Source organism: Vibrio sp. 10N.261.54.A5, from assembly GCF_041471145.1.
GTDB lineage: Bacteria > Pseudomonadota > Gammaproteobacteria > Enterobacterales > Vibrionaceae > Vibrio > Vibrio crassostreae_C.
The window spans coordinates 36,274-57,766 of sequence record NZ_JBFRNU010000025.1; the positions used below are offsets into that span (position 1 = coordinate 36,274).

The following is a 21,493-nucleotide window of genomic DNA, read 5'->3' on the forward strand; positions in this document are numbered from 1 at the left end:
ATTAACGCGCTAGAGAGCGAGTCTTAAGTTCAAAAATAATCTTCTCAGCGCTAACTTCAAATTTAAAGCGAGCGTGCAACTCTGTGCTTTCTTCAGTCATCTCTGATGCTTCGAACTCAACGTTGCTAGACACTTGTTTAGCAAGTTCAACATACTTAGCAAACTCTGCTTCAATCAGTGCTTTTGAGTTTCCGTAAACCGTTACTTCAGCAACATCGTCGCCTTCTTTAATGATGAACCCGATTTCGCCTGCACAGCCGCAAGCCTCACATACATCGTTGTTACCAATATCTTGGCTCATAAATAATCCTCTTACAAAGTTTGAGGTTATTCTAACGAGCAATTTGAACTGTATCTACAAAAATTAAAACCTTTGAACTAATTTATACTGGTATGCTATGTTGTTTGTTAAGGTGTTTGATGAATATCTATATTCGCGCCGCCAAATATGTATGTGATTTACCTCACGTTTTGTTGAAAAGGAATGTTATTAATATGTCAGAATATCATTCACTTAGTTGCGCCAGAAATGATTTTATAAGACTATCTATCGCTTGATAGGTATTTATACAATGAATTTTTCGTTGGGTATTTCATATTCTAAGTAGTTATTTAAACTTATCGACTTAGGATTGTAAGGTGATTTTCGAAGAATAATTAGACAAAGTGTCCAAAGAGGCATCACTGTAAAATTGTTCGTACATAGTATTTGTGTGAATTTAGTTATAAATACTTGCGAAAAAATACCTTGCTCACATAATGCTGATAACGATTTTCATTCTGACTTCATTTGATTGAGTTAGATGGATTTACAAAGAGAAGAGCCTGAATATGCCAAAGCGTAGTAAAGAAGATACAGAAATCACGATCCAGAAAATCATGGATGCCGTTGTAGACCAGCTACTAAGATTGGGTTACGACAAGATGTCATACACGACGTTGAGTCAACAAACGGGTGTTTCTCGTACAGGTATAAGTCATCACTTTCCAAAGAAAACGGATTTTACTGCTGCTCTAGACGGTCGTATTTTCAAGATGTTCGTGGAACACATTGACTTCGAAAATGGCCTTGACGCATTTTCAGCTAGCTGGGTTGCAGCACTTGAAGACGCTGAGTTCCTAGCAATCTTACGTTTACTTTTCCATCATATCGTTACTGCTGAGAGCGCGCATGAGTTCGCTGCAAACGGTATTGATCGTCTATACAAGCTGACTGAAACTCAGTTTGGCGATACTAGCGGTAAAGAACTAGAGTGGCTGATTGGTAAATCATTGATTCGTATGAGCCAATAATCAGCACTCAATAAAAGAAGCTCCTACGGGGGCTTTTTTTGTGCTTGCAGTTTCACTTCTTGTACGTTTTTCTCTCAATCCCACATCGATGTCGCAGTCTTGTTGAATGATGTTATTTCCTTTCTTTTTATATGCTTACGCTCGCGGCTTGTTTTACTCTTCAGTGTTAAAAGCTAAGTAACCCTAACGGGTAGTGTTCATTTCTAGAGCCTCAAATGCTCAAGGTGAGTCGTTTTGGTGCTTGCTGCTGTGGTTATTAATAAAATTGAGTTTAAGCCGAGAGAGTGGCTGTGAGCCAATAAAAAGCCCCGAACAAATCGAGGCTTAGGATTACGTCATTGTTATCAAGAACGAATACTCAAAACGAGTCGCTCCTTAATCGGACTTATTGTGCGGGGTGAACCTGAGGGAAGCTCATGGTTGGGTGTTTTTCTACGATACTTTTGTAACCATACACATCTTCTATCATCGAAGGTTTCAGTGCATCCCAAGGCTTGCCATCACACACCAAATTGCCATCTTTCAATACCACCAATCGATCGGAATACTGCGCGGCTAAGTTGAGATCATGCAAAACCACGATAACCGCGGCATTGTGGTTATCGGCTAATTCTCTCGCAATCTTTAAGGTGTTGTGCTGGTGGGCAAGATCCAGTGCAGAGGTTGGTTCATCAAGCATCAAAATACATTGGTCACCAGAGTGGTGAAGCTGAGTTAACACTCGAGCCAAGTGCACTCGCTGCTTTTCACCGCCTGATAGCGAAGGATAAAGTCTTTCACTCAGGTGAGTCACATCAGCAACATCCATTTTTTGGCTAGCAATGCTGGTCAGCTTCTTGTTGGATTCTTGCAGAGGAATCCCACCAAGCTCGACAACTTCATGTGCCAAGAATGGGAAGGTCAATGTGCTGTGTTGAGGAAGCATAGCAAGGTGCTTCGCTAACTTTTGAGAAGGCCACTTGTCTTTACTGTGTCCAAAATACTGGATATCGCCGTTGCTTGATATCTCTTGGCACAAAGCTTTAAGCAGCGTGCTTTTACCTGCGCCATTTGGCCCAAGCAGTGTGGTTACCTTTCCCGCTTCAATCTCAATAGAAACGCCATCTAATATCACTTTACTGCCGAACTTCACTTCGATATCGGTCGCTTTTAAAGCTGAAGGAAACATTAAAGGATTCTCCCTTTCTGTTGAAATAGTAGATATAAGAAGAATGGGGCGCCGATAATCGCAGTGACAATACCAACAGGAAGTTCAGCCGGAGCAAGTACCACACGTGAGAACATGTCTGCGGCGGTTAGCAGCAGTGCGCCTAGTACCGCTGATAGTGGCAACAGAACTCGGTGGTCAGGGCCTGCCAACATGCGACCTAAATGTGGGATAACCAATCCAATAAAACCAATCATGCCAGACAGGCTAACTGTGATACCAACGCCCGCAGCCGTCAGTAGAATCAGCTTTCGTTTCAGCTTTTGAACTGGGATACCAAGGTGTTGCGCTTCTGACTCGCCCAGTAATAGAGCATTTAGAGACATCGCTTGGCGGTAGAAAACAACAAACAAGCCAACGAGCGTGACAGCTGCCAGCAAAATTCCTGACCACTTAGCGCCCGCCAATGAACCCATCGACCACAATGAAAGATCGCGCAGCATTTGGTCATCAGCAATGAAATTCAAGAAGCCAATACCTGCGCCAGAGAGCGCACTGATCGCCACACCCGCCAACAACATGATGGTGACAGAGGTGCCGAATTTACCTGTACCCAGCTTATACACCAGCAGCGTGGTTAAAGCGCCGCCAAGAAAAGCGAACACAGGAACCGCAGCAAAGTTCATGAAAGCAGGGTATTGAAGCGATAGCTCAGAGAACAAAACGATAGCCAGTGCAGCACCTAATGCTGCGCCCGCAGACACACCTATGATGCCAGGTTCTGCAAGTGGGTTTCGAAACAAACCCTGCATCACTGCACCACACAAGGCGAGGATCGCACCAATCAGCATGCACAAGATGGTTCTAGGTAAGCGGATCTCTTGAATCACTAAGTTGATGTGAGGTGCTAAGTCATTGTTTGGTTTAATTAAGCTTGTGGCGCTGTCCGCTAAGCTAATGTTCATTGGCCCAACAGTGATCGAGTACAGCGCGACAAAAGCTAGGGTTGCACCTAGAGCTAACATCGACGTTTTCAGTGGGACGGAGCGTAACAACATAAAGGGCCTCAATATCTATCGCTAACTTCGACCTCCTTCAACAACAGCGTGAGTCAGTTGGTGAGGGAAGCGAATTAGCGATAGCAGAAATAGGGTGGTTGAGTTATAGCGGGTAGATAAGTGCGTTTAGACGCTTTGCTTCAGAGAGGCTTTCTAGGCCAAGCCCGCCAACCAAAGCACTGCCATTTACGGTAATGATTTGCTTGTTCATACCTGCAGGCGTTGCCGCTAACATAGGTAGCGATTTCAGGATGGCATCAGCACCGCCCATTTTTTGGTAGCTACGACCACTGACTAAAATCACATCTGGCTGCATTTCTACCAGTGATTCCATCGACAGTGGCTTGTAAGACGTTAGGCTTTGAGCTGCAGGGTTGATACCGCCAGCTAACTCGATGATTGCGTTTGGCGAAGTTTCACCGCCAGCAACGTTCGCAGGGCGACCTTCGTGCAGCAACAGGAAAAGTACTTTCTTCGCTTCGTTACTTGGTACCTGGTTCGCTTTCAGTGCTGCAATCTTCTGATTTACTTCAGCTTTAACTTGCTGCGAGTGGTCTTCGGTATGGGTGATCTTTGCGATTTGGTCGATACGCTTTAATAGCCCTTCCACGTTTGCTTCAGTGTTAACAATCTCTACATCGACGCCTGCCGATTTTAATTGAGAGATAGCGTTGTCTGGTCCCATTTCATCCGAGCCAATCAATGTGGTTGGCTCTAGGGCGAGTAGACCTTCAGCAGACAGGTTTCGGTGATAACCAATCTTTGGCAGGTTTTCTCCTTGAGGGAAGTGGCTGGTCACATCAATCGCGACTAACTGCTCTTCGGCACCTAATGCCAAAACCAATTCAGTAACGGCACTACCAGCACTGATGATTCGAGGTTGTTCAGCGTCGTTGGCCATTGCGGGTGCGCTAAGTGCCAGGCTGATTGCAGCTAATGAAAGAAGAGGTGTCTTGGTCTTTAATTTATTGAGCACGTTTAAGTTGTTCATAATAAGTTCTTTATATTTTCTTTTTGTATCGCGAAGATACTCAGTGAGCAGTCCGTTCGCATTGTGAGTTCGAATCGATAGAGAGGCTTAGTCTGCTTGTTTAGTTTTATCAACCAGAAGCCAAACCTCGTGAAAATTGAGTGTCGCTCTAGCCATCGTCCGTGAGCAATTGAGTCGCTGGTATTCCGTTTTCTTGAAGGAATGAAAGCAACTTCACTAGGTTCTCCACGTTAGCGGCTTTATCTGCGCCAATGATGATCGGCTTTTTATCCGTTGAGCCAGTCTCTTCTAACAGGGCAATCTTGAAGTTTTCCCAGTCGATGTATTCTTGGCCGTTAATTGCCCAGTAGGGTTCGCGGTCTAAAATATTGACGCTAATCGAATCCTTGTGGACTTCAGAAACGTTTTTGACATCCGAGCTTGGCAGCTCAACTTCCAGTGACTCCAGCTTTACTGATGCCGTAAGCAATAGAAAAACCATCACGATAAAAATGATGTCGAGCAGCGGTGTTAAGTCTGGCGCTAGGCTCTGTGTGTGAGATGAGTGGGGCGTTTTAATCATGCTTGGCTCACATCACCGATAGAGGTTTTGTTGACAGGCTTGCCCTGAGTATCATCAGACTGATTGGTTTGAATCGACATGCCTTCTAGCCACACATTCACATAGTTCAGAGTATGTTCTAGCTGAGCTAGCACTCGATCGGCCCATAACCCTAGTAGTTGAGCACCAGAAATAGCAGGAAGCGCAATCATCAAACCTGCTGCTGTGGTTCTCATTGCTAATCCAAGACCGTCTGCCAAATCATTAGGCGTGATGCTGCCTGTTGTCGCGGCAACGCCTTTAAACATCTCAATAAGACCAAGTACCGTACCAAGCAAGCCGATGAGTGGGCTGATCACGCCGATCAAACCAAGCAGCCTTAAACCTGCATGAAGTTGGTGGCGTTTTTCTTGTAGCCAGATCCCAGCGGCATCTTCACGTAACCCTTTTGAGAAAGAGTGGTGAGCAAGCAACATTGACACGCCCTTGTACAGTAGCGGGCGTTTACCTGAAATCGACTGAGCAAGCGCTTCAATTTCTTTACTGTTGGTTGGTGAGATTTGGTTTAGCTCGCGACGAATGGCACGTTTGCCCACACCAATGCTGAGCATGACTTGGAAGACACGTTCAGCGATGATCATTGCTGTTAATGCTGAACAGATAAGAAGAGGCCAAGTCATTAAGCCAAGTTGATCTTGTAAGTAACTGATTTGTTGCATGATTAATCCAACCTAAAACGAACAGGTATTTGTACTCGGTGAGCAATCGCTCGACCATTGACAGTGTGAGGTGAGAATTTCCATTGTTTAATGGCATCTAATGCGGCGTTATCGAGCATTAGTGCGCCTGATGAATTTACTAATGCTTGTTTAATTTGTTTACCTTCAGCGTCTAGCCAGATCTCATAAGTCGCGACACCTTCAACGCCACGACGTCTTGCTTGGCGAGGGTAATTCGGTGGGGTAGGACGCGCAGAGAACGAAGGTTTAGTGACCAAAACTGGCTCTTGGTTTGATACGCCTTGGTTTACTTCCTGAGGTTGGTTCGCAGACTCGTCCATATTCTTATCGACTTTCTTGTCGGCCAGCTTCTCTGGTTTAGTGACTGGTTGCGGTACTGGTTCTGGGCGCTCTTTCTTCACCACCTTTTTCTCAGTTACTGGTTTCTTTTGAACCGGCTTTTTCTCGACAACCTTCTTCTCAATCACTTTTTTCTCAACTTTCTTTGGTTGAGGTTTATTGGTGATCGCTTTTTTCTTTGGGGTTGGCTTAGCTTGCTTTGGCTCAACCGTTTTTGGTTCGACTGGTTTAGGTTCGGCTTGTGAGACGGTTTCTTTTATTGGTTCTGGTTCAACTGGCTCTGTGATTGTTTTTTGCTGAGCTTGTGAAGGAACGCTCTTAGGAGTGAAGTTGATCGATACCGTGTTCGATTGGCTACCTGCAGGCATCGCAAATACTTTGGATTCTTGAGCGACAAACAACAACGCGGCATGAATCACTAACGATGCACCGCCTGCAATAACATATCTAGGAACGTTCACAATCAATCCTTTACCAAATCAAAATTCTGTATCGGATTATTGCTTAGAATCTAAATAAGATCAATTATCAATTGCATTATCATTTGCGTGTATTTATGATTCTCTCAGTTTTTAGCGAATAGTCTTCCAGACTTTGCTATGTAAGTGTTTAGAGAGATTATATGAGTCTTAATATTTATAAATTTGACGAATCAATCTTGGGCGTTTCTAGCCCTGATCCGCTTCGTTTTGCGTTTGCGAAAAAGCATTCTGCACACGCCGGAGGAAGTTCAATTCCGGTCGACCCCAGTAAGAAGTTAGAACTCTTTGACGAACTGATGCTGAGTGAAGGGAAAAAACAGGATACGCGTTGCTTGTATATCCACATTCCTTTCTGTCGTGTGCGTTGTACGTTCTGCAATTTCTTCCAAAATGCCGCAAGCCGTAAATTAGTGGATGAGTATTTCGATGCACTGATGGTCGAGCTAAAGCAGAAAGCCAAAACACCTTGGGCTCAGTCTGGACTATTTCACGCCGTCTATATTGGTGGCGGAACTCCCACCGATTTGTCGTCTCAACAAGTTGAGCAGCTGGGTAAAGCGATTCGTCAATATTTCCCACTAGTAAACGATGTTGAGATGACATTGGAAGGGCGCATCAATCGATTTGGTGACGAGATGTTTGATCGTGCGCTTGAAGGTGGCTTCAATCGTTTCTCGTTCGGTATTCAAAGTTTCAATACTCAGGTTCGACGTAGTGCTAAGCGCCTAGATGACCGAGAGGTTGTGCTAGAACGTATCAGTTCACTAAGCCGCACCGAGCAAGCGCCAATCGTTCTTGATCTGTTATACGGATTACCACACCAATCTATGGAAGTGTTCCAACAAGATTTAGAAGACTACATGTCTACTGGCGCACACGGCATTGACCTCTACCAACTGATTGTTGCGGGCAATGCACCTATGCTTAATCTTGTTGAGAAAGGAAAAATCCCACCGCCTGCGAATACGCCAGATAAGGCGAGCATGTATTTGGCGGGTGTGGAGTTCATGGCAAAAAATAAGGTCAAGCAACTGAGCGTAAACCACTGGACTCGTGATAACCGCGAACGCAGCATTTACAACAGCTTAGCGAAAAATTATGCCGAAGTTCTACCCATTGGTTGTGGCGCTGGTGGCAACATCGGCGGTCATGGTGTGATGCAGCATCGAACTTTAGACAGCTACATGGAGTCTATAAAGCAAGGTCAATTACCTATTGCCATGATGACTAAGCAAAGCTCATTAGAGCCTATCTTCTCAACATTAAAGGCAGGTTTCGATTCTGGTGTTGTTAGAAGAAGTACGCTACCGAGATTTATGGGGCAAGATACGTTCGACTACCTCAAGCCTTTGTTCGCGCATTGGGAAAAGAACGGTTTAGTTGAGCTTTCGGAAGATTATCTGAGCCTGACTATTGCTGGCAGCTTTTGGGCGGTAAGCCTAGCGCAGAGTGTGATTCAAGTGCTTAACGCTGAATACCAAGCTATGCACCCAGCGCCTAAAGCGTCAGGTTCGGGCGTACACCCGCATGCAAGTTTGAAGCACGCTTAATATCGAATTTTTAGTTTATAACTTACTCGTTTATACGGAACATATTCAATGACAGATACAACATTAGAAATGACAGAAACTCTAGAACAACGCGTAGCTCTAATTTTAGAAGAAGAGCCAAAACTACTGCCAACAGCAATTGCTGAGAAGCTAGGTGTTTCAGAGGTTGAAGTGGTTGCTGCTTTTCCAAACGACATGGCGGTAATGCTAGATGGCAGCCGTGCTCAAGAGATTCTAGAAGGTTTAGTGGGTTGGGGCCCTGTGACCACTATCGTGCATTCATTTGGTTCTATCTTTGAAGTTAAAGCGCCATTCCCGAAAGGTAAGGTAGCGCGTGGTTACTACAACCTAATGGGCAAAGAGGGCGAGCTTCATGGTCACCTTAAACTTGATAACGTTAAACATATCGGTTTGGTGAGCAAGGCGTTCATGGGTCGTGAAAGTCATTACTTCGGCTTCTTCAGTGAAACCGGTGAGAACATTTTTAAGATTTACCTAGGCCGCAACGAAAAGCGTGAGCTTATTGCCGACCAAGTAGAACGCTTCAAAGCGCTAAAAGAACAAGCTTAAGTTCAATTTACAGTAAATAATCAGCAGCAATCTTACATAGGGTTGCCAACTGGCTTAAACAAGACATCAATGCTCGAGGATCGTTTAGTTCGCTAATGATCGCTCAACCTTGGGCAAAAATAATAAATCAGAGAAAGTGAAGAAAGGAATTACCCATGGAACAGCAAGTAAAACAAGAACGTCTACAAGGTCGCCTAGGTCCAGAAATTAAAGAGTTTCGCCAAGAGCGCCGTACCCTTCAACTTGCAACGGTTGATGAAGAAGGTCGCCCGAACGTAAGTTACGCACCTTTCGTTCAGAACCAAGAAGGTTACTTTGTTCTAATTTCTGATATTGCTCGTCATGCTCGTAACTTGAAAGCGAACCCTCAGGTATCTTTGATGATGATTGAAGACGAAGAGAGCTCGAAGCAGCTTTACGCACGTAAGCGTTTAACGTTTGATGCTCAAGCAAGTGTTGTGGAGCGTGAAACGGAACTTTGGACTCAAGTGATTGGCCAGATGCAAGAGCGTTTTGGTGAAATCATTGATGGTTTGAGCCAACTTCAAGACTTCTCTCTGTTTAACCTTAAAGCTGAGAACGGCCTGTTCGTTAAAGGCTTTGGTCAAGCATACCAAGTGTCAGGCGACGATCTGGTGGACTTCGTTCACCTACAAGAAGGCCACAAAAAAGTATCTAACGAGTAATCTCGTTTAACCGATTTCTTCAGGAGCCCTCCAATGTGAGGGCTTTTTTATGTCTAAATCAAAGAGTTTGGTATATTGACGTTTGATGACTATTTATGTGTAAGGATCGGTACGTGAAACCAGTAAGTCGAGATTGGGACGAGTTTTGTTATCCGTTTATCTATGAAGACAGTCCTATCTGTGATTTTGAGATTTTGTCGGATGAACTTTGTTGCCGAGTTGGATTGGTGTTGTCTTTAGAGCTAGAGCCTCAGGTTCGTGAGATCCTGCAACGCTTGCAGCCAAACATCTACCATTTGAATGGCTCTGTGCGCGGTAAGCTTGCCATCACCGAGTCTGAATTGGTCGAGCTCAAGCAAGATTATCATCGTATCCGTGAGCAGTTAGAAGGGGGGGTTAAAGGCTTTGTCTTACCCGGTGGACACCGAGTGTCTAGTGAACTTCACTTGTGTCGTTGTCAGGCTAAGAAAGTTGTGCGAGCTTTGGTGAGTATTGAACATCATGAAAGCAAAAAGTCGCCAGACCCGATTCTTTTTAAATACGCCAACCTAGTCGCGAACACTCTCTATGCATTGGCCTCTTTTACCAATCATGTGAATGAAGTCGAGGAAGTGGAATTTGTGAGTAAGAGCTACTCTATGCCGAAAAAGTCTATGCCAGAAAACAAAGACTAACGGTTAGCTCTATTCTTATTAAGATTTGAAGAAAGAAGAGACTAAGAAGCTAAACCATTGAGCACTATGCCAGGTTTAGCTTCTATAACAGAGCCTAAGCAGCCGTAGAGGCGCCGTTTAAGACTTTTGCGCCGCGTAGCATAGCTTCGATTAATTCACCCGCGTTGAACTTCTCAAGCGCTTCATGCGCCCCCACCTGATTAGCACGGTCGACACAGATCTCACTGGACAGTGAGGTATGCAAAATACAGTAAGCGTGACTTAAAGCGCTGTCGTTTTGCACTTCAAATGCAAGCTCATAACCATCTAATCCCGGCATCTCGATATCACTCACCAGAAGATCAATGGCATTGCCAGCGCTGGCTTGGCGTCGCATTAGGTCGATGGCATCTAAGCCGTTGTTACATATGCTGTAAGGGATGTTGATGCTGTCTAAGGCATCAGATAACTGTTTACGTGCAATCAAAGAGTCATCCACTAATAAGATGTTCAATGCTTTGAGGCGTTCCCTTTCTACATCGGTCAGCATCGGGATATGAGCATTCTCATAAGCTGGGTAGATCTTAGAAAGCAGCAGTTCCACATCGAGCATTTGCACAATACGGTCTTCAAAACGTGTAATACCCGTTACAAACACATTGCGACCCACACTGGTGGGTGGAGATTCAATGCTCTTCCAGTCGCATTCAATGATTTTATCAATTGAACGAACCAAGAACGCCACAACTGTTCTCAAACAGTCAGTAACGATGAGTACACAATCTTGGTATTCAGCGGGTGTTATCGGACGGAAGCCAATCGCAGCGGACATATCAATCACAGGAACTGTAAGGTCGCGGATAGTCACTGTACCAATCACGTGATGATGGGAGTAGGGGATCTGAGTCATCGGCTGAAAAGGGACGATTTCTCTGACCTTAAGCGTGCCAATCGCAAAACTTTGAGTGAGGGACAACTTGAACATCAACATTCCCTGTGACTGACTCGCTTTACTGATCGGTTTGGCCATAAGTGGCTCCTACTTAATACGCGCTTAATTTATAAGGATTAATTTAAAGGGAAATGGAAGCCGCAGCAAGTCGCGATGCGGTTTTTAATGGCCTTTAAGGCAGTTGTTTTCGGTTATAGAGTGAAGAATAGCGGTTCTTGGGTTAAAATCACGCTAAACGCTGGCTGTCGATGAATTTATGTCGATAAGCCGTTAGCGGCAAACAGATTTACAACAGTCAGTTCATTCGCGATGTTCTAAGTAATCGTCGTAAGTAAACTGGCAGCAACAAACTGAGAATTATCATGGCAAGAACAGCAGCAGCGCTTCATATTTTGGTGAAGCATAAAGAACTAGCAGAAGACATCATGACGCAGCTTAAAAAGGGCGCTAAATTTCAAACGCTAGCGAAGAAACATTCAACCTGTCCATCTGGTAAAAAGGGCGGCGACCTAGGTGAGTTCAAAAAAGGTCAAATGGTGCCTCAGTTTGATAAGGTTTGTTTCTCTGGCGAGACGCTTGTACCACACCTTGTGAAAACAAAATTTGGCTGGCACGTCGTGAAGGTTCTTTACAGAACTTAGTTATAAATATGTGTTAGATTGAATAAAAGGAGCGTATATACGCTCCTTTTTTGTGACTTTTGTGAGCGTTTTAAAGCACTACGGTTGAGTGTTCATCCCAGACGTTATGCGATAATTGGTGCTACGCCCTCAACCATCCACCGTGAGTAATTGGTAGGAGGAGGAGGGTTTTTAATGAGTAACTCATATAATAAATGCCATTCTTGAGGAAATTTATTGCAGCTTTGCCTTTTAGCCTTTGCCTTTTCTAAAAAGCTGTAAACGAGTTTGGTAGGAGAACAACATGGAGAGTTCAGCTATGTTAAGCAAACCAGCGACAGATGTCATATTGCATGCCTTTGACTGGTGCTACGCTGACGTAATGAAGAACGCCCCACTGATCCAAGAGTTGGGTTATAAATCTGTTTTAGTATCACCGGCGATGAAATCGCTGCGCGGCCCTAAAGGTTGCGATCGAAATTCTGGTACTCAATGGTGGCAACGCTATCAGCCCCAAGACTATCGTGTGATCGATAATCAGTTGGGTGACACACAAGATTTTAAAGCGATGGTCGACACGTTAAAGCGACATGGGCTTCGTACTTATGTGGATGTGGTGTTTAACCACATGGCCAACGAATCGGGTATCCGCGGTGATCTAACGTATCCCAATCAGCAAGACATGGCGTCTTATCAAAAAGATGCTGACTATTATGAATCCATACGTTTGTTTGGTGACCTTTCTGAGCCTCTTTTTGATGAGAACGACTTCGTGGAAGCGTTTGGTATCAAGAACTGGAAAGACACGTGGGAAGTGCAAAACGGGCGTATTACCGGTGGCGCCAGCGATCCTGGCCTGCCAACGCTACTCGATAACGATAATGTGGTGGCACAACAAAGAGCCTACCTAAAAGCACTGAAAGAGATTGGTGTGAAAGGATTTCGCATTGATGCGGCAAAGCATATGACACTGGCACACCTACGCAAGGTGTGGACGGATGACATCTGCGAAGAAATGCACATCTTCGGTGAGATCATTACCGATGGCGGCGCGACAGAAGAAGAGTATGAGCTGTTCCTTGAGCCTTATCTTAAACACACTCGCTTAGGCGCTTACGATTTCCCGTTGTTCAACACCATCTTCAAAGCATTTGAAGAGCAGGGCAGCTTTAAGTCTTTGATTAACCCATACTGTTTTGGTCAGGCTCTGTCGAATATGCGAGCGATCACGTTTGCGGTCACTCATGATATTCCCAATAACGAGGTGTTTTTGGAGCATGTGATGGATGAAGTGGATGAGCGATTGGCTCATGCTTTCATTCTTGGTCGAGACGGCGGTGTGCCGCTTGTTTACAGTGAACTGAGCACCAGCGGTATTCTGGACAAGAGCGGTCAGCCTCGTTGGCTTAACGACTGGCAAGCGCCTTACATGAAAAGCATGATTCAATTCCATAACCATGTTCATGGCGAAGCGATGCGTGTGGTTGAAGCGAATGATGATTTGTTGGTGTTTGTCCGTGGCGATAAAGGCATTGTGGTGATCAACAAGTCGAAGCGAAGCAAAACAGCCTCATTAAATTGGACTGGTGCGGTAACCGATTTACTGTCGGATGATGTGTTTGAATGTGTTGGTAAGGATTTAACCATCAAGGTGGAATCGAACCAATGCATGATGTTAACGACGAATGAATTGAAGCCTGTCACGAGTTAACTTGGATAGACTAGAAAGAGAAGCCCCGCTTACTGGCAATCAGTAATCGGGGCTTTTTATTTTAAGCTATTGCTCGGTAACTAAACCAAATGGCGACTCAGCCAAACGGCAACTGAGCCAAACCTTGGTTAAACCGTAAACTTATTCAATAGCTCGTCTTGTTGGCGAACATTGTCAGTTTGCTGCTGCATTGCGGTATTCGCTTCTTGGGCCGCTGTTGATACTTGTGTTGAAAGGTCTTTGATCTTAACAGTGTTGTTATTGATCTCTTCCGCTACTAAGCTCTGCTCTTCTGCCGCTGAAGCAATCTGGATGTTCATATCTGAGATGCGTTGAATCGCGTCACGGATACGGTCAAGTGAAGAGTTCGCTTGCTGAGCGCGTTCAACGGCGTCAGTGGCTGTGTCTTTACTTTGGTTCATCGCGTTCGATACTGAGCTTGCACCCGCTTGGAGCTGCTCGATCATGTTGCGGATTTCCGTAGTTGATTCTTGAGTACGTTGTGCCAGAGTACGAACTTCATCGGCAACGACTGCGAAACCACGGCCTGATTCACCAGCACGCGCCGCTTCAATAGCCGCATTCAATGCCAGTAGGTTGGTTTGGTCTGCAATATCGTTGATTACTTTTAGAATTGTTTCGATGTTGGCTGTTGCTGATTCAAGTACTTGTACTTCGGCAACCGCTTGGTCGATACGTGCTGAAAGGTTATCAATCGCTTGAGTGGTGTCACTTACGACAGATGTGCCGCCTAGCGTTGCTTCGTCTGCTTCACGGGCTGCCGCTGCTGCGCCTTGAGCATTGTTTGCAACTTCAGTTGCAGTAACCGCCATCTCGTTCATTGCAGTCGCTAACTGTTCAAGCTCTTCCAGTTGGGTATTCATCGCTTTCGCTGATTCGCCTGCACCTTTAACCGTGATTTCAGTACCACGCTTAATTTCAACACCAATCGCTTTCGATTGAATGATCTGATTTTGCAGGTTTTCAGTAAAGGTGTTGAAACCTTTCGCTAGGTCAGAGAACTCTTGGTCTGTGTTGGTATCTAGGCGCTTAGTTAAATCACCTTGACCGCTCGCCACATCTTGAATGGCTTGGTTAAGCGCATCCAGTGGACGCATTAACACACGAATCAGAACAGTCAGTGCAATGATGCTGAGAATAACTGCAATCAACGAGTAGATCATTGAGCTGTTCTTCAATTCTTCAACGGTTTGGAACGCGATCTCTTCATCCAGGATGGCACCTATATACCAATCTTCACTAGGGATGTGGGTGAAATTAACTAGGAACATTTTGCCGTCGACTTCAATTTCTTGAGAGCCTTCACGAATAGTCGCTTGTGGCATGTAGCTTGATAGCGTTTCACCGTTGTTTTTCGCATTTGGGTGAGCAATCGTGGTGCCGTCGGCTGTTACTAGGAACAGGTAACCCGCATCAAACAAGTTCACTTGGTTGACCAAGGTAGCAAGGTTCGTCAATTCTAGGTCGTAGAACATACCCGCAGTAAAGCGGCCGTTGTCTTTAACTGGAGTACCTACTGATATGATGACTTTCTTACTTGATGCATCCACATAAGGAGCGGTAACAACTAAACTGTTTTTGGATTTAGCATCAATGTACCAAGGACGAATTCGTGGGTCGTAGTCTGGACCGGCATCCCAACCATCATCATTTTCAATAACGAAACCGTTTGCTTCATAACCAAAACCAACCGCTAGGAAGCTGTTTTTAAGCTTTGGCTTTTCTAAGATTTCTTTAACGTAAGCGCGATCTTCAGGGTTGATCTCGATGACTTCAGTCGTCGATTGAGCCAACGCTTTCTTGGCGTTCATCTCCGATACGACGGTATTTTTCACGCCCGAGACCATCTCTTTCAGGCTCGCATTGACGTGGTTTTCTACTGCACTTCTTACAGTGTAAAGTTGTTGTATTGAAAGCAATGATACTGTCACTAGCAGCAAGGCTGATGATGCAGCAACCACCTTATGGCTAAATTTCATTGAGTTTTCCCCTTCTCACAGGCTTTGCGAAGACTAAAGTTAATCGTGTTTTTGTAATTATATATATCGACTAGATTGGGTTTTACTTGAATGTAATTTCACAAAATAGACTGCAAAAATACAACAACATAAACAATACAAAATTCACTAAATCGCATATTTGTTGCTTTTAGTATTTGGTTCAATGAGTTGGGGAATGGGGCTAGACGGAGTTTAAGGAGGAATTAAGAATGTATTAATTTGATAGTTATGCGTTCAGTTTTCTATTAAAAAGAGGCGGGGTGAACAAACGATATGAAATCAAATGACATGCAGAGCTTATAAATTAATTGAACTCCAAATAATACTGTGTATATATTTTCGCAAATAAAAAGCCCCACAAAAGTGAGGCTTTATAAACTGAATCTTTATTGAGTTACATAAGTAGTATCTAATTTAGAATATTAGATGCGCTACACCAGCGATAACTGGAAGCGTAATTAACGTACGTAGAATAAAGATAATAAACAGTTCTAAGATGTTCACTGGAATCTTACTGCCTAGAAGTAGAGCGCCCACCTCAGACATGTAGATCAGCTGAGTTACCGACATTGCTGCAATAACAAAGCGAGTCATCTCGTTGTCGATAGAAGCCGCAAGGATTGCTGGGATAAACATGTCCGCAAAACCAACAACAATCGTTTCAGATGCTGCAACCGCTTCAGGAACACCAAGTAGCTCTAGGAATGGAATGAAAGGCTGACCTAGGATTGAGAACACAGACGTGTATTCCGCAATAACCAGTGCCATTGTACCTAAACCCATAACAACAGGCAGTACGCCAAATACCATATCTACGGCGTTACGAACGCCTTCGCCAAATACAGATTTAGCCGACTTTACTTGAGATGCTTTATTTACCGCTAGCTCAAGACCCCAAGAGAACGTTGAGTGACCTGCTGGGATCGCGTCAGCGTCTTTGTGCGGCTTGCTGCCATCAATGAAAGTATCTTTCTTCATGCTTAGTGGTGGAAGGCGAGGGATGATCACCGCTGCCACAATACCCGCTAAACAGATTGCTGCGTAGAAAGGTAGGAACAGGTGCTCTAGTTCTACCTGAGCAATAACCACAAGACTGAATGTGATAGATACTGCTGAGAAAGTCGTACCAACAACCGCAGCTTCACGCTGAGTGTAGAATTTCTTCTCGTACTGTTTGCTTGTAAGCAGGATACCAACACTGCCGTCACCCAACCAAGAAGCCATACAGTCAATAGCACTGCGGCCTGGTAGGTTGAAGATTGGACGCATGATTTTACTTAGTAGCGTGCCAAACAGCTCTAGTAGACCAAAGTTAAGTAGAAGCGGAAGTAGCAAACCAGCAAAGATGAATACTGAGAACAGTGTCGGAAGCAGGCCTTCTAGAACCAGACCACCAGTATTTTCTTCCCAAATAACCTCAGGGCCAACTTGGAAGAAAGCCATAACGGCTGCAGCACCACCAATTAAACGAACCAGCAACCACAGTGGAGATGGGTTGAAAAGGCCGTTTAAAAATGAATTTGATGTAATGAATGTAGGCTTAAAAATGGTGCTTAAAACTGAAGCTACAGACATGAAAGCAACGATCGCAGTGATGATAGGGACTAGATATTCACCGAAAACCGCTTGAATTGATTTGGCTAAGATAGCTACAGGGATGGTTAGATCACCTTGATAGCTGATTGGCGCCATGAAAAGGAATAAACCAATCAATGATGGGATTAAGAAAACCCAGAAACTGCCTTTAGATTTCTCTGTTTGAGCAGTATTCTTGTTGTTAGACATGTTATTGTTCTCGAATTTCTACACGTAAAAAAGCCACATCCTTGGCATTTTTATTCACTAAACGTCCGTATTTTCTCATTGGGTGCAAGATTACCCAGTATTAATATCGCTTGCAATACTATTCATCAAATATCGCTAAATATTCATACTGGTTATTCTGCAACGTATTAAGAGTTTAGAATAAAGTGTTGCGGATGTTACGTAGTTTGAGGTTATATTGCCAGATATTTATAAATTGACTGGGGTTTCAGTTCGATAGGTCAAGTATAACCAGTAGCTAAACGCAATAATGAAAGCAAAAGAGGCAGGGAAAGCCAATGCCAAGATTTCGAAGCGTTGGAACAGACAAGCGCCAATTAAGCCGCCAAACAGGAAGCCAACCACAATGAAAATTAGCAGTTTGGCTTTACGGCGGTCAAAAGGCATCCCCTTTAAGCGAGCGCCAATCATGATCCCAAGATCGGTAATGATCCCGCTCATGTGTGTTGTTCGAATGATTGCCCCGCTGTAAGTGGTGATCATCGCGTTCTGCAAACCACACGCGGCTGAAGCGAAATACTGACCTGAAGTATAGCCTTGCAACAGTGTCCACAGCGCCAAAAACAGCAATCCACCCTCAATACATAGTGCAACACCGTAACGGCGTCCTAACTTCAATGCTTGGTTTTCAATAAAGAACCCGCTGAACGCCGCACCTAACATGAAGCTCATGATCACCAATAGGAGGTGAACAGAAGCCGAGGTCGGTGTAAGCAGGCTACTGCCTAGCAAAGACATGGTGCCGGAGATATGGGAGATAGCTTGATGTTGGAAGCCAAGTAAGCCGATAGCATTAACACTGCCAGCAAGACCAGCTAACAAAAGGGCGCCGTATTCAACCCAGCGAGGTAACTTAGAAATCATGTGGTTCACCCTGGGTTAAATAGAGGAGCAAGATTATAACGCTAGACAAAAGATACGCTAGCGCTGTGAAGCGGTGATATTTGATCTTAGGCAACAGTATTGCAGTTTGTTTTAATACTGTTGCTATATAAAGATAACGGTCAATAACGAGATAAAGATAACGCTCAATGACGAACTAGTTGTAATGGCTCATTTGGTGGTCGAACTTAACCCAACCGTGTTTGCGTTCTTCATAAACCGAAAAGGTCGGCAGTGGGAAGTCTTGCTCTTTAAATAATCCGAGCGGGACGATATAAAAATCAGCGGCGGCAACCGACTGCAAAAGCATGGTGGTGCCACACTTGGGACAAAACTGATAGGTGACTTCATTACCCGTATCGCTGATGCGTGAAAAAGAGGTCACTTCACCGCTGAGTGTAACTTGTTCTATTGGGAACCGAGCCTGAATGCCGAACACACTTCCGGTGCGTTTCTGACACTCATAGCAATGGCAGACAGATGTACGTTGAGGTTCACCTCGGCATACTAGGTTGACTGCTCCACAGCGGCATTCGCAACTTCTGATATTTCTATCTTTAATATGATTGATATCCATCCATGCTCCACTTCTGGTTAACCCTGTATTGATAATTATACTAAAGCCCTTTATGGTCTGCACAACTGGATGAAAACAAAAGAATATAATTGCCCATGAAAAAGAAAATCTTACCTATCCCTCTGATTCTACTGATTCCAATTGTCATGCTGGTTGTGGTGATAGTAGCGGGTATTTATCGCTTTAGCTTAAGTGATGAAGAGATCTTGGCGAAGTTTCCTTCTTCTCAAGTGAGTTATGACCCAGTCGTAGAAACCGTTTTTGATTTGAAGACGACCAATCCATGGACAATTAAAGTTCCTGAGACTAACGCCTACGCTTTTATCAATGAAGTTGATGAGCCTAGAGCCATCGCGTTTGGACGCTATGACTCAGGTGTTGAGCGCGGTGTGGTAACGGTAGACACAAATAATCTTTCAGCCGCCACGCTGGGCAAGGCGAGTTTCTTTGTCGCGCCGATGTGGATATCTAACCAAGGCAGCGGTGTGTTCTATTATCTAGGCCTGTTTAAACATGACCAGCAACGAAGCCGCGTGGTGTTAGTCGACCAACTTTTACTGGGTGACCGTATACAAATTCAGACATTGGAGGTCGCTCAGCTGCCAGATTCGCAATCACAGAATAAACTTACTGGGGAAGGTTTTATCGGCTTTACTCAGCATTCTGCGGAACAATCATTTGCAGAACCCCCTTCTGAAAAGGTGTTAATGAGTTTTTCTTTTGATACGCAATCAATTGGTAAGCAATAACGTTTGCGTGAATGTAAGGATCTGTTGTTTATGTGAGTCAAATTACATATTATCTTAGTTAGATGAATGAAATTTAGACACACTTAGCTTTGTGTCCGCTTATTTTTACAAATGGAGCTTGCGAATGATTAATAAACGTTTTTTTAAGACGAAAGATGAAGTTGAAGTGACCTTCGAGCTAGAAGCTCAGGAAGCGAACTCTGTATCCATCGTTGCTGACTTTCTTGATTGGAAAGCCACCCCAATGAAAAAACTGGCCAAAGGGAAGGTTTACAAGTTTAAAACTCGTCTACCTAAAGATGGCGAGTTTCAATTCCGCTACCTAGTTGATGACCAACAATGGGTGAACGATGCGAATGCCGATCGTTACATCCCAAATGAATTTGGTGAAGACAACTGCCTAGTGTCGACGGTAAACGCATAATCTTTTCTTAAAACCAGCGACTAATTCGCTTCGTTTATTAATTATTCGAAACGGAATAACGTCAACCAATAGAAAGCAGAAACTAGCCGTTTCTGCTTTTTTATTTTTAAATTTAGCGGTTAATTTTATTTCTTATCTAGTGGCTCTTCATCTACGGCAACTCAATGACTTAGGCTAAGTTGGGAAGATTCACATCATATTATGACAATGCATTGATGATTTATGCGTTTGAAAAGCATATCCTATGCCTTTATATCGTAGAAAGACCTGTTTACCGTGTATTCAAAAATATTTCCCTCTCCGTTTGCTGAGCTTTCACCTGTAAAAAAAGTAGCTATTTTGGGACTGCCACTTATTGCTGCGATTGGTGTTGCTTTGCAATCGTCACAATCGGATCTGACGAAAACGATCGATCTTGATTTGCCCGACTCAACCGTTATTGAGTCAATTCTGTCACCATCTTCTGTTACCGTTATTGAGCCGCCGACATTTGAGTATCAAATTCAATCTGGCGATAACTTGAGTAGCATCTTCACTCAGCTTGGATTTTCTTACAAATCGATGATGAGCGTGATGGAAACTGATTTGAACTTCCTTGCTTTAGATACGCTTCGTCCGGGTAATACATTACGCTTTTGGCGTGATGAAGCGACCGGCGACCTTTCTAAAATGGAACTTCAATTTAGCGTCGCGGACAAAGTGGTTTACCGACTGCTTGATGACGGCAGCTACGAATTCGAAGACATCTCTATTCCTGGTGAATGGAAGCAAAAACCTTTAGTGGGTGATATTCATGGCAGCTTCTCAATGTCGGCGAACAAGGTTGGCCTGAGCAGTCTTGAGATTGACCATATTGTGACTCTTCTTAAAGATAAGCTGAACTTTAGCCGAGACCTACGTGCTGGCGATCAGTTTGAAGTGCTTCAAAAAGCGCAATATGTTGATGGTGTTGCAACCGGAAAACGTGAAATTGAAGCAATTAAGATCATGAATCGTAACCGCGTTGTGTCAGCATACTTACACACTGACGGACAATATTACGATGCTAATGGCGATAGCTTACAACGTGCTTTCCAACGTTACCCAGTGAGCAGTAGCTGGCGCCAAAGTTCTCAGTTTAACCCTAAGCGCTTACACCCTGTGACTGGCCGCATTTCACCGCACAACGGTACAGATTTCGCGACGCCAGTTGGTACGCCGGTTCAAGCAACGGGTGATGGCAAAGTGATTATGACGCGTAAGCACCCATATGCGGGTAACTACGTGGTCATTCAGCACGGCAGCACTTACAAAACGCGCTACTTGCACTTAAGCAAGATCCTTGTTCGTAAAGGACAAACGGTATCTCGTGGTCAACGTATTGGCCTATCGGGTAAAACGGGTCGAGTGACAGGTGCTCACTTGCACTATGAACTGATCGAACGTGGTCGCCCTGTTGATGCGATGAAAGCGAATATCCCAATGGCTGATTCTGTGCCTAAAAAGGAAAAAGCGACATTCACAGCCGCGAGAGATGAAGCCGACAAGCTATTGAAGGCAGCGTTAGAAACGCGCAATCTAGCAATGGTTAATAATGCTAGTAAGTAGCTAGCCATTAAACTGTTTTAAAGCCGCAAGAGCATCACAAAGCACAGTCAGTGTTAAGTGATGCTCTTGCGGCTTTTTAGTTCTCAATAGAAGGTT

The 21,493-nt window shown here is 44.3% G+C and carries 22 protein-coding genes; 10 read left to right on the forward strand and 12 right to left on the reverse strand.

What is annotated here, in order from left to right; all coding sequences use genetic code 11:
• Window position 1: 1 nt before the first annotated feature.
• Window positions 2–301: a YfcZ/YiiS family protein gene (locus tag AB4329_RS08395; RefSeq protein WP_017062761.1), complete on the reverse strand. Its 300-nt coding sequence runs from the start codon at window positions 299–301 to the stop codon at window positions 2–4.
• A gap of 530 nt (window positions 302–831) precedes the next feature.
• On the opposite strand from AB4329_RS08395, the gene AB4329_RS08400 reads away from it, so the two are divergent.
• Entirely contained in the window at window positions 832–1,293 is a 462-nt protein-coding gene (locus tag AB4329_RS08400) for a TetR/AcrR family transcriptional regulator (protein ID WP_017062760.1), read from the forward strand.
• Between the two features lie 385 nt (window positions 1,294–1,678).
• Here AB4329_RS08400 and AB4329_RS08405 read toward each other — a convergent pair whose 3' ends face one another.
• The 6 genes from AB4329_RS08405 to AB4329_RS08430 form a co-directional block, all read right to left on the reverse strand.
• Window positions 1,679–2,461, reverse strand: a complete 783-nt coding sequence (locus AB4329_RS08405; protein ID WP_017062759.1) for a heme ABC transporter ATP-binding protein — start codon at window positions 2,459–2,461, stop codon at window positions 1,679–1,681.
• Window positions 2,461–3,498 (reverse strand): iron ABC transporter permease, encoded by a 1,038-nt coding sequence (locus tag AB4329_RS08410; RefSeq protein ID WP_017064312.1) that lies wholly within the window; start codon window positions 3,496–3,498, stop codon window positions 2,461–2,463. The genes AB4329_RS08405 and AB4329_RS08410 overlap by 1 nt, the downstream gene beginning before the upstream one ends.
• A gap of 103 nt (window positions 3,499–3,601) precedes the next feature.
• Complete coding sequence (locus AB4329_RS08415; protein WP_372138008.1) at window positions 3,602–4,489, reverse strand: hemin ABC transporter substrate-binding protein; 888 nt, start codon at window positions 4,487–4,489, stop codon at window positions 3,602–3,604.
• A gap of 148 nt (window positions 4,490–4,637) precedes the next feature.
• A complete protein-coding gene (locus tag AB4329_RS08420; protein WP_017062756.1) occupies window positions 4,638–5,051 on the reverse strand; it encodes a biopolymer transporter ExbD in 414 nt (137 codons plus the stop codon).
• On the reverse strand, window positions 5,048–5,749 hold the full coding sequence (locus tag AB4329_RS08425) for a MotA/TolQ/ExbB proton channel family protein (RefSeq protein ID WP_017062755.1): 702 nt from the start codon (window positions 5,747–5,749) through the stop codon (window positions 5,048–5,050). The genes AB4329_RS08420 and AB4329_RS08425 overlap by 4 nt, the downstream gene beginning before the upstream one ends.
• 2 nt (window positions 5,750–5,751) lie before the next feature.
• Window positions 5,752–6,570, reverse strand: coding sequence for a TonB family protein (locus AB4329_RS08430; RefSeq protein ID WP_372138010.1), 819 nt, complete (start codon window positions 6,568–6,570; stop codon window positions 5,752–5,754).
• Window positions 6,571–6,731: 161 nt separating this feature from the next.
• Here AB4329_RS08430 and hutW point away from each other — a divergent pair, with 161 nt between their 5' ends.
• From hutW to AB4329_RS08450, 4 genes are all read left to right on the forward strand, one after another.
• On the forward strand, window positions 6,732–8,141 hold the full coding sequence (hutW, locus tag AB4329_RS08435; RefSeq protein ID WP_372138012.1) for a heme anaerobic degradation radical SAM methyltransferase ChuW/HutW: 1,410 nt from the start codon (window positions 6,732–6,734) through the stop codon (window positions 8,139–8,141).
• A 48-nt stretch (window positions 8,142–8,189) separates the two neighbouring features.
• Window positions 8,190–8,711 (forward strand): heme utilization cystosolic carrier protein HutX, encoded by a 522-nt coding sequence (gene hutX, locus AB4329_RS08440; protein ID WP_016784265.1) that lies wholly within the window; start codon window positions 8,190–8,192, stop codon window positions 8,709–8,711.
• 155 nt (window positions 8,712–8,866) lie between these two features.
• Window positions 8,867–9,397, forward strand: a complete 531-nt coding sequence (hutZ, locus tag AB4329_RS08445; RefSeq protein WP_004731858.1) for a heme utilization protein HutZ — start codon at window positions 8,867–8,869, stop codon at window positions 9,395–9,397.
• Between the two features lie 113 nt (window positions 9,398–9,510).
• A complete protein-coding gene (locus AB4329_RS08450; protein ID WP_017062752.1) occupies window positions 9,511–10,071 on the forward strand; it encodes an ATP:cob(I)alamin adenosyltransferase in 561 nt (186 codons plus the stop codon).
• 94 nt (window positions 10,072–10,165) lie between these two features.
• On the opposite strand, the gene AB4329_RS08455 is transcribed toward AB4329_RS08450, so the two are convergent.
• Window positions 10,166–11,080, reverse strand: a complete 915-nt coding sequence (locus AB4329_RS08455) for a chemotaxis protein (RefSeq protein WP_017062751.1) — start codon at window positions 11,078–11,080, stop codon at window positions 10,166–10,168.
• 281 nt (window positions 11,081–11,361) lie between these two features.
• Between AB4329_RS08455 and ppiC the strand changes: the two genes are divergently transcribed.
• Both ppiC and AB4329_RS08465 read left to right on the forward strand, forming a co-directional pair.
• Window positions 11,362–11,643: a peptidylprolyl isomerase PpiC gene (ppiC, locus tag AB4329_RS08460; RefSeq protein WP_258185064.1), complete on the forward strand. Its 282-nt coding sequence runs from the start codon at window positions 11,362–11,364 to the stop codon at window positions 11,641–11,643.
• Window positions 11,644–11,926: 283 nt separating this feature from the next.
• Window positions 11,927–13,333, forward strand: coding sequence for an alpha-amylase family glycosyl hydrolase (locus AB4329_RS08465; protein ID WP_017062749.1), 1,407 nt, complete (start codon window positions 11,927–11,929; stop codon window positions 13,331–13,333).
• Between the two features lie 128 nt (window positions 13,334–13,461).
• Here AB4329_RS08465 and AB4329_RS08470 read toward each other — a convergent pair whose 3' ends face one another.
• The 4 genes from AB4329_RS08470 to AB4329_RS08485 form a co-directional block, all read right to left on the reverse strand.
• Window positions 13,462–15,333 carry a methyl-accepting chemotaxis protein gene (locus tag AB4329_RS08470; RefSeq protein WP_102321342.1) on the reverse strand — a complete coding sequence of 624 codons (1,872 nt, stop codon included), beginning with the start codon at window positions 15,331–15,333 and terminating at the stop codon, window positions 13,462–13,464.
• 435 nt (window positions 15,334–15,768) lie between these two features.
• Entirely contained in the window at window positions 15,769–17,139 is a 1,371-nt protein-coding gene (locus tag AB4329_RS08475) for a YjiH family protein (RefSeq protein ID WP_017067418.1), read from the reverse strand.
• 228 nt (window positions 17,140–17,367) lie between these two features.
• The gene (locus AB4329_RS08480) at window positions 17,368–18,042 is read right to left on the reverse strand and encodes a YoaK family protein (protein ID WP_017062746.1); all 675 of its coding nucleotides are present in this window, start codon (window positions 18,040–18,042) and stop codon (window positions 17,368–17,370) included.
• Window positions 18,043–18,217: 175 nt separating this feature from the next.
• Window positions 18,218–18,700, reverse strand: coding sequence for a GFA family protein (locus tag AB4329_RS08485; RefSeq protein ID WP_102393911.1), 483 nt, complete (start codon window positions 18,698–18,700; stop codon window positions 18,218–18,220).
• A gap of 32 nt (window positions 18,701–18,732) precedes the next feature.
• Here AB4329_RS08485 and AB4329_RS08490 point away from each other — a divergent pair, with 32 nt between their 5' ends.
• The 3 genes from AB4329_RS08490 (at window position 18,733) to AB4329_RS08500 (ending at window position 21,397) form a co-directional block, all read left to right on the forward strand.
• Window positions 18,733–19,386 carry a hypothetical protein gene (locus AB4329_RS08490; protein ID WP_017062744.1) on the forward strand — a complete coding sequence of 218 codons (654 nt, stop codon included), beginning with the start codon at window positions 18,733–18,735 and terminating at the stop codon, window positions 19,384–19,386.
• A 124-nt stretch (window positions 19,387–19,510) separates the two neighbouring features.
• Window positions 19,511–19,810: an isoamylase early set domain-containing protein gene (locus tag AB4329_RS08495; protein ID WP_009845720.1), complete on the forward strand. Its 300-nt coding sequence runs from the start codon at window positions 19,511–19,513 to the stop codon at window positions 19,808–19,810.
• A 276-nt stretch (window positions 19,811–20,086) separates the two neighbouring features.
• Window positions 20,087–21,397, forward strand: coding sequence for a peptidoglycan DD-metalloendopeptidase family protein (locus AB4329_RS08500; protein WP_372138014.1), 1,311 nt, complete (start codon window positions 20,087–20,089; stop codon window positions 21,395–21,397).
• Window positions 21,398–21,493 lie beyond the last annotated feature (96 nt).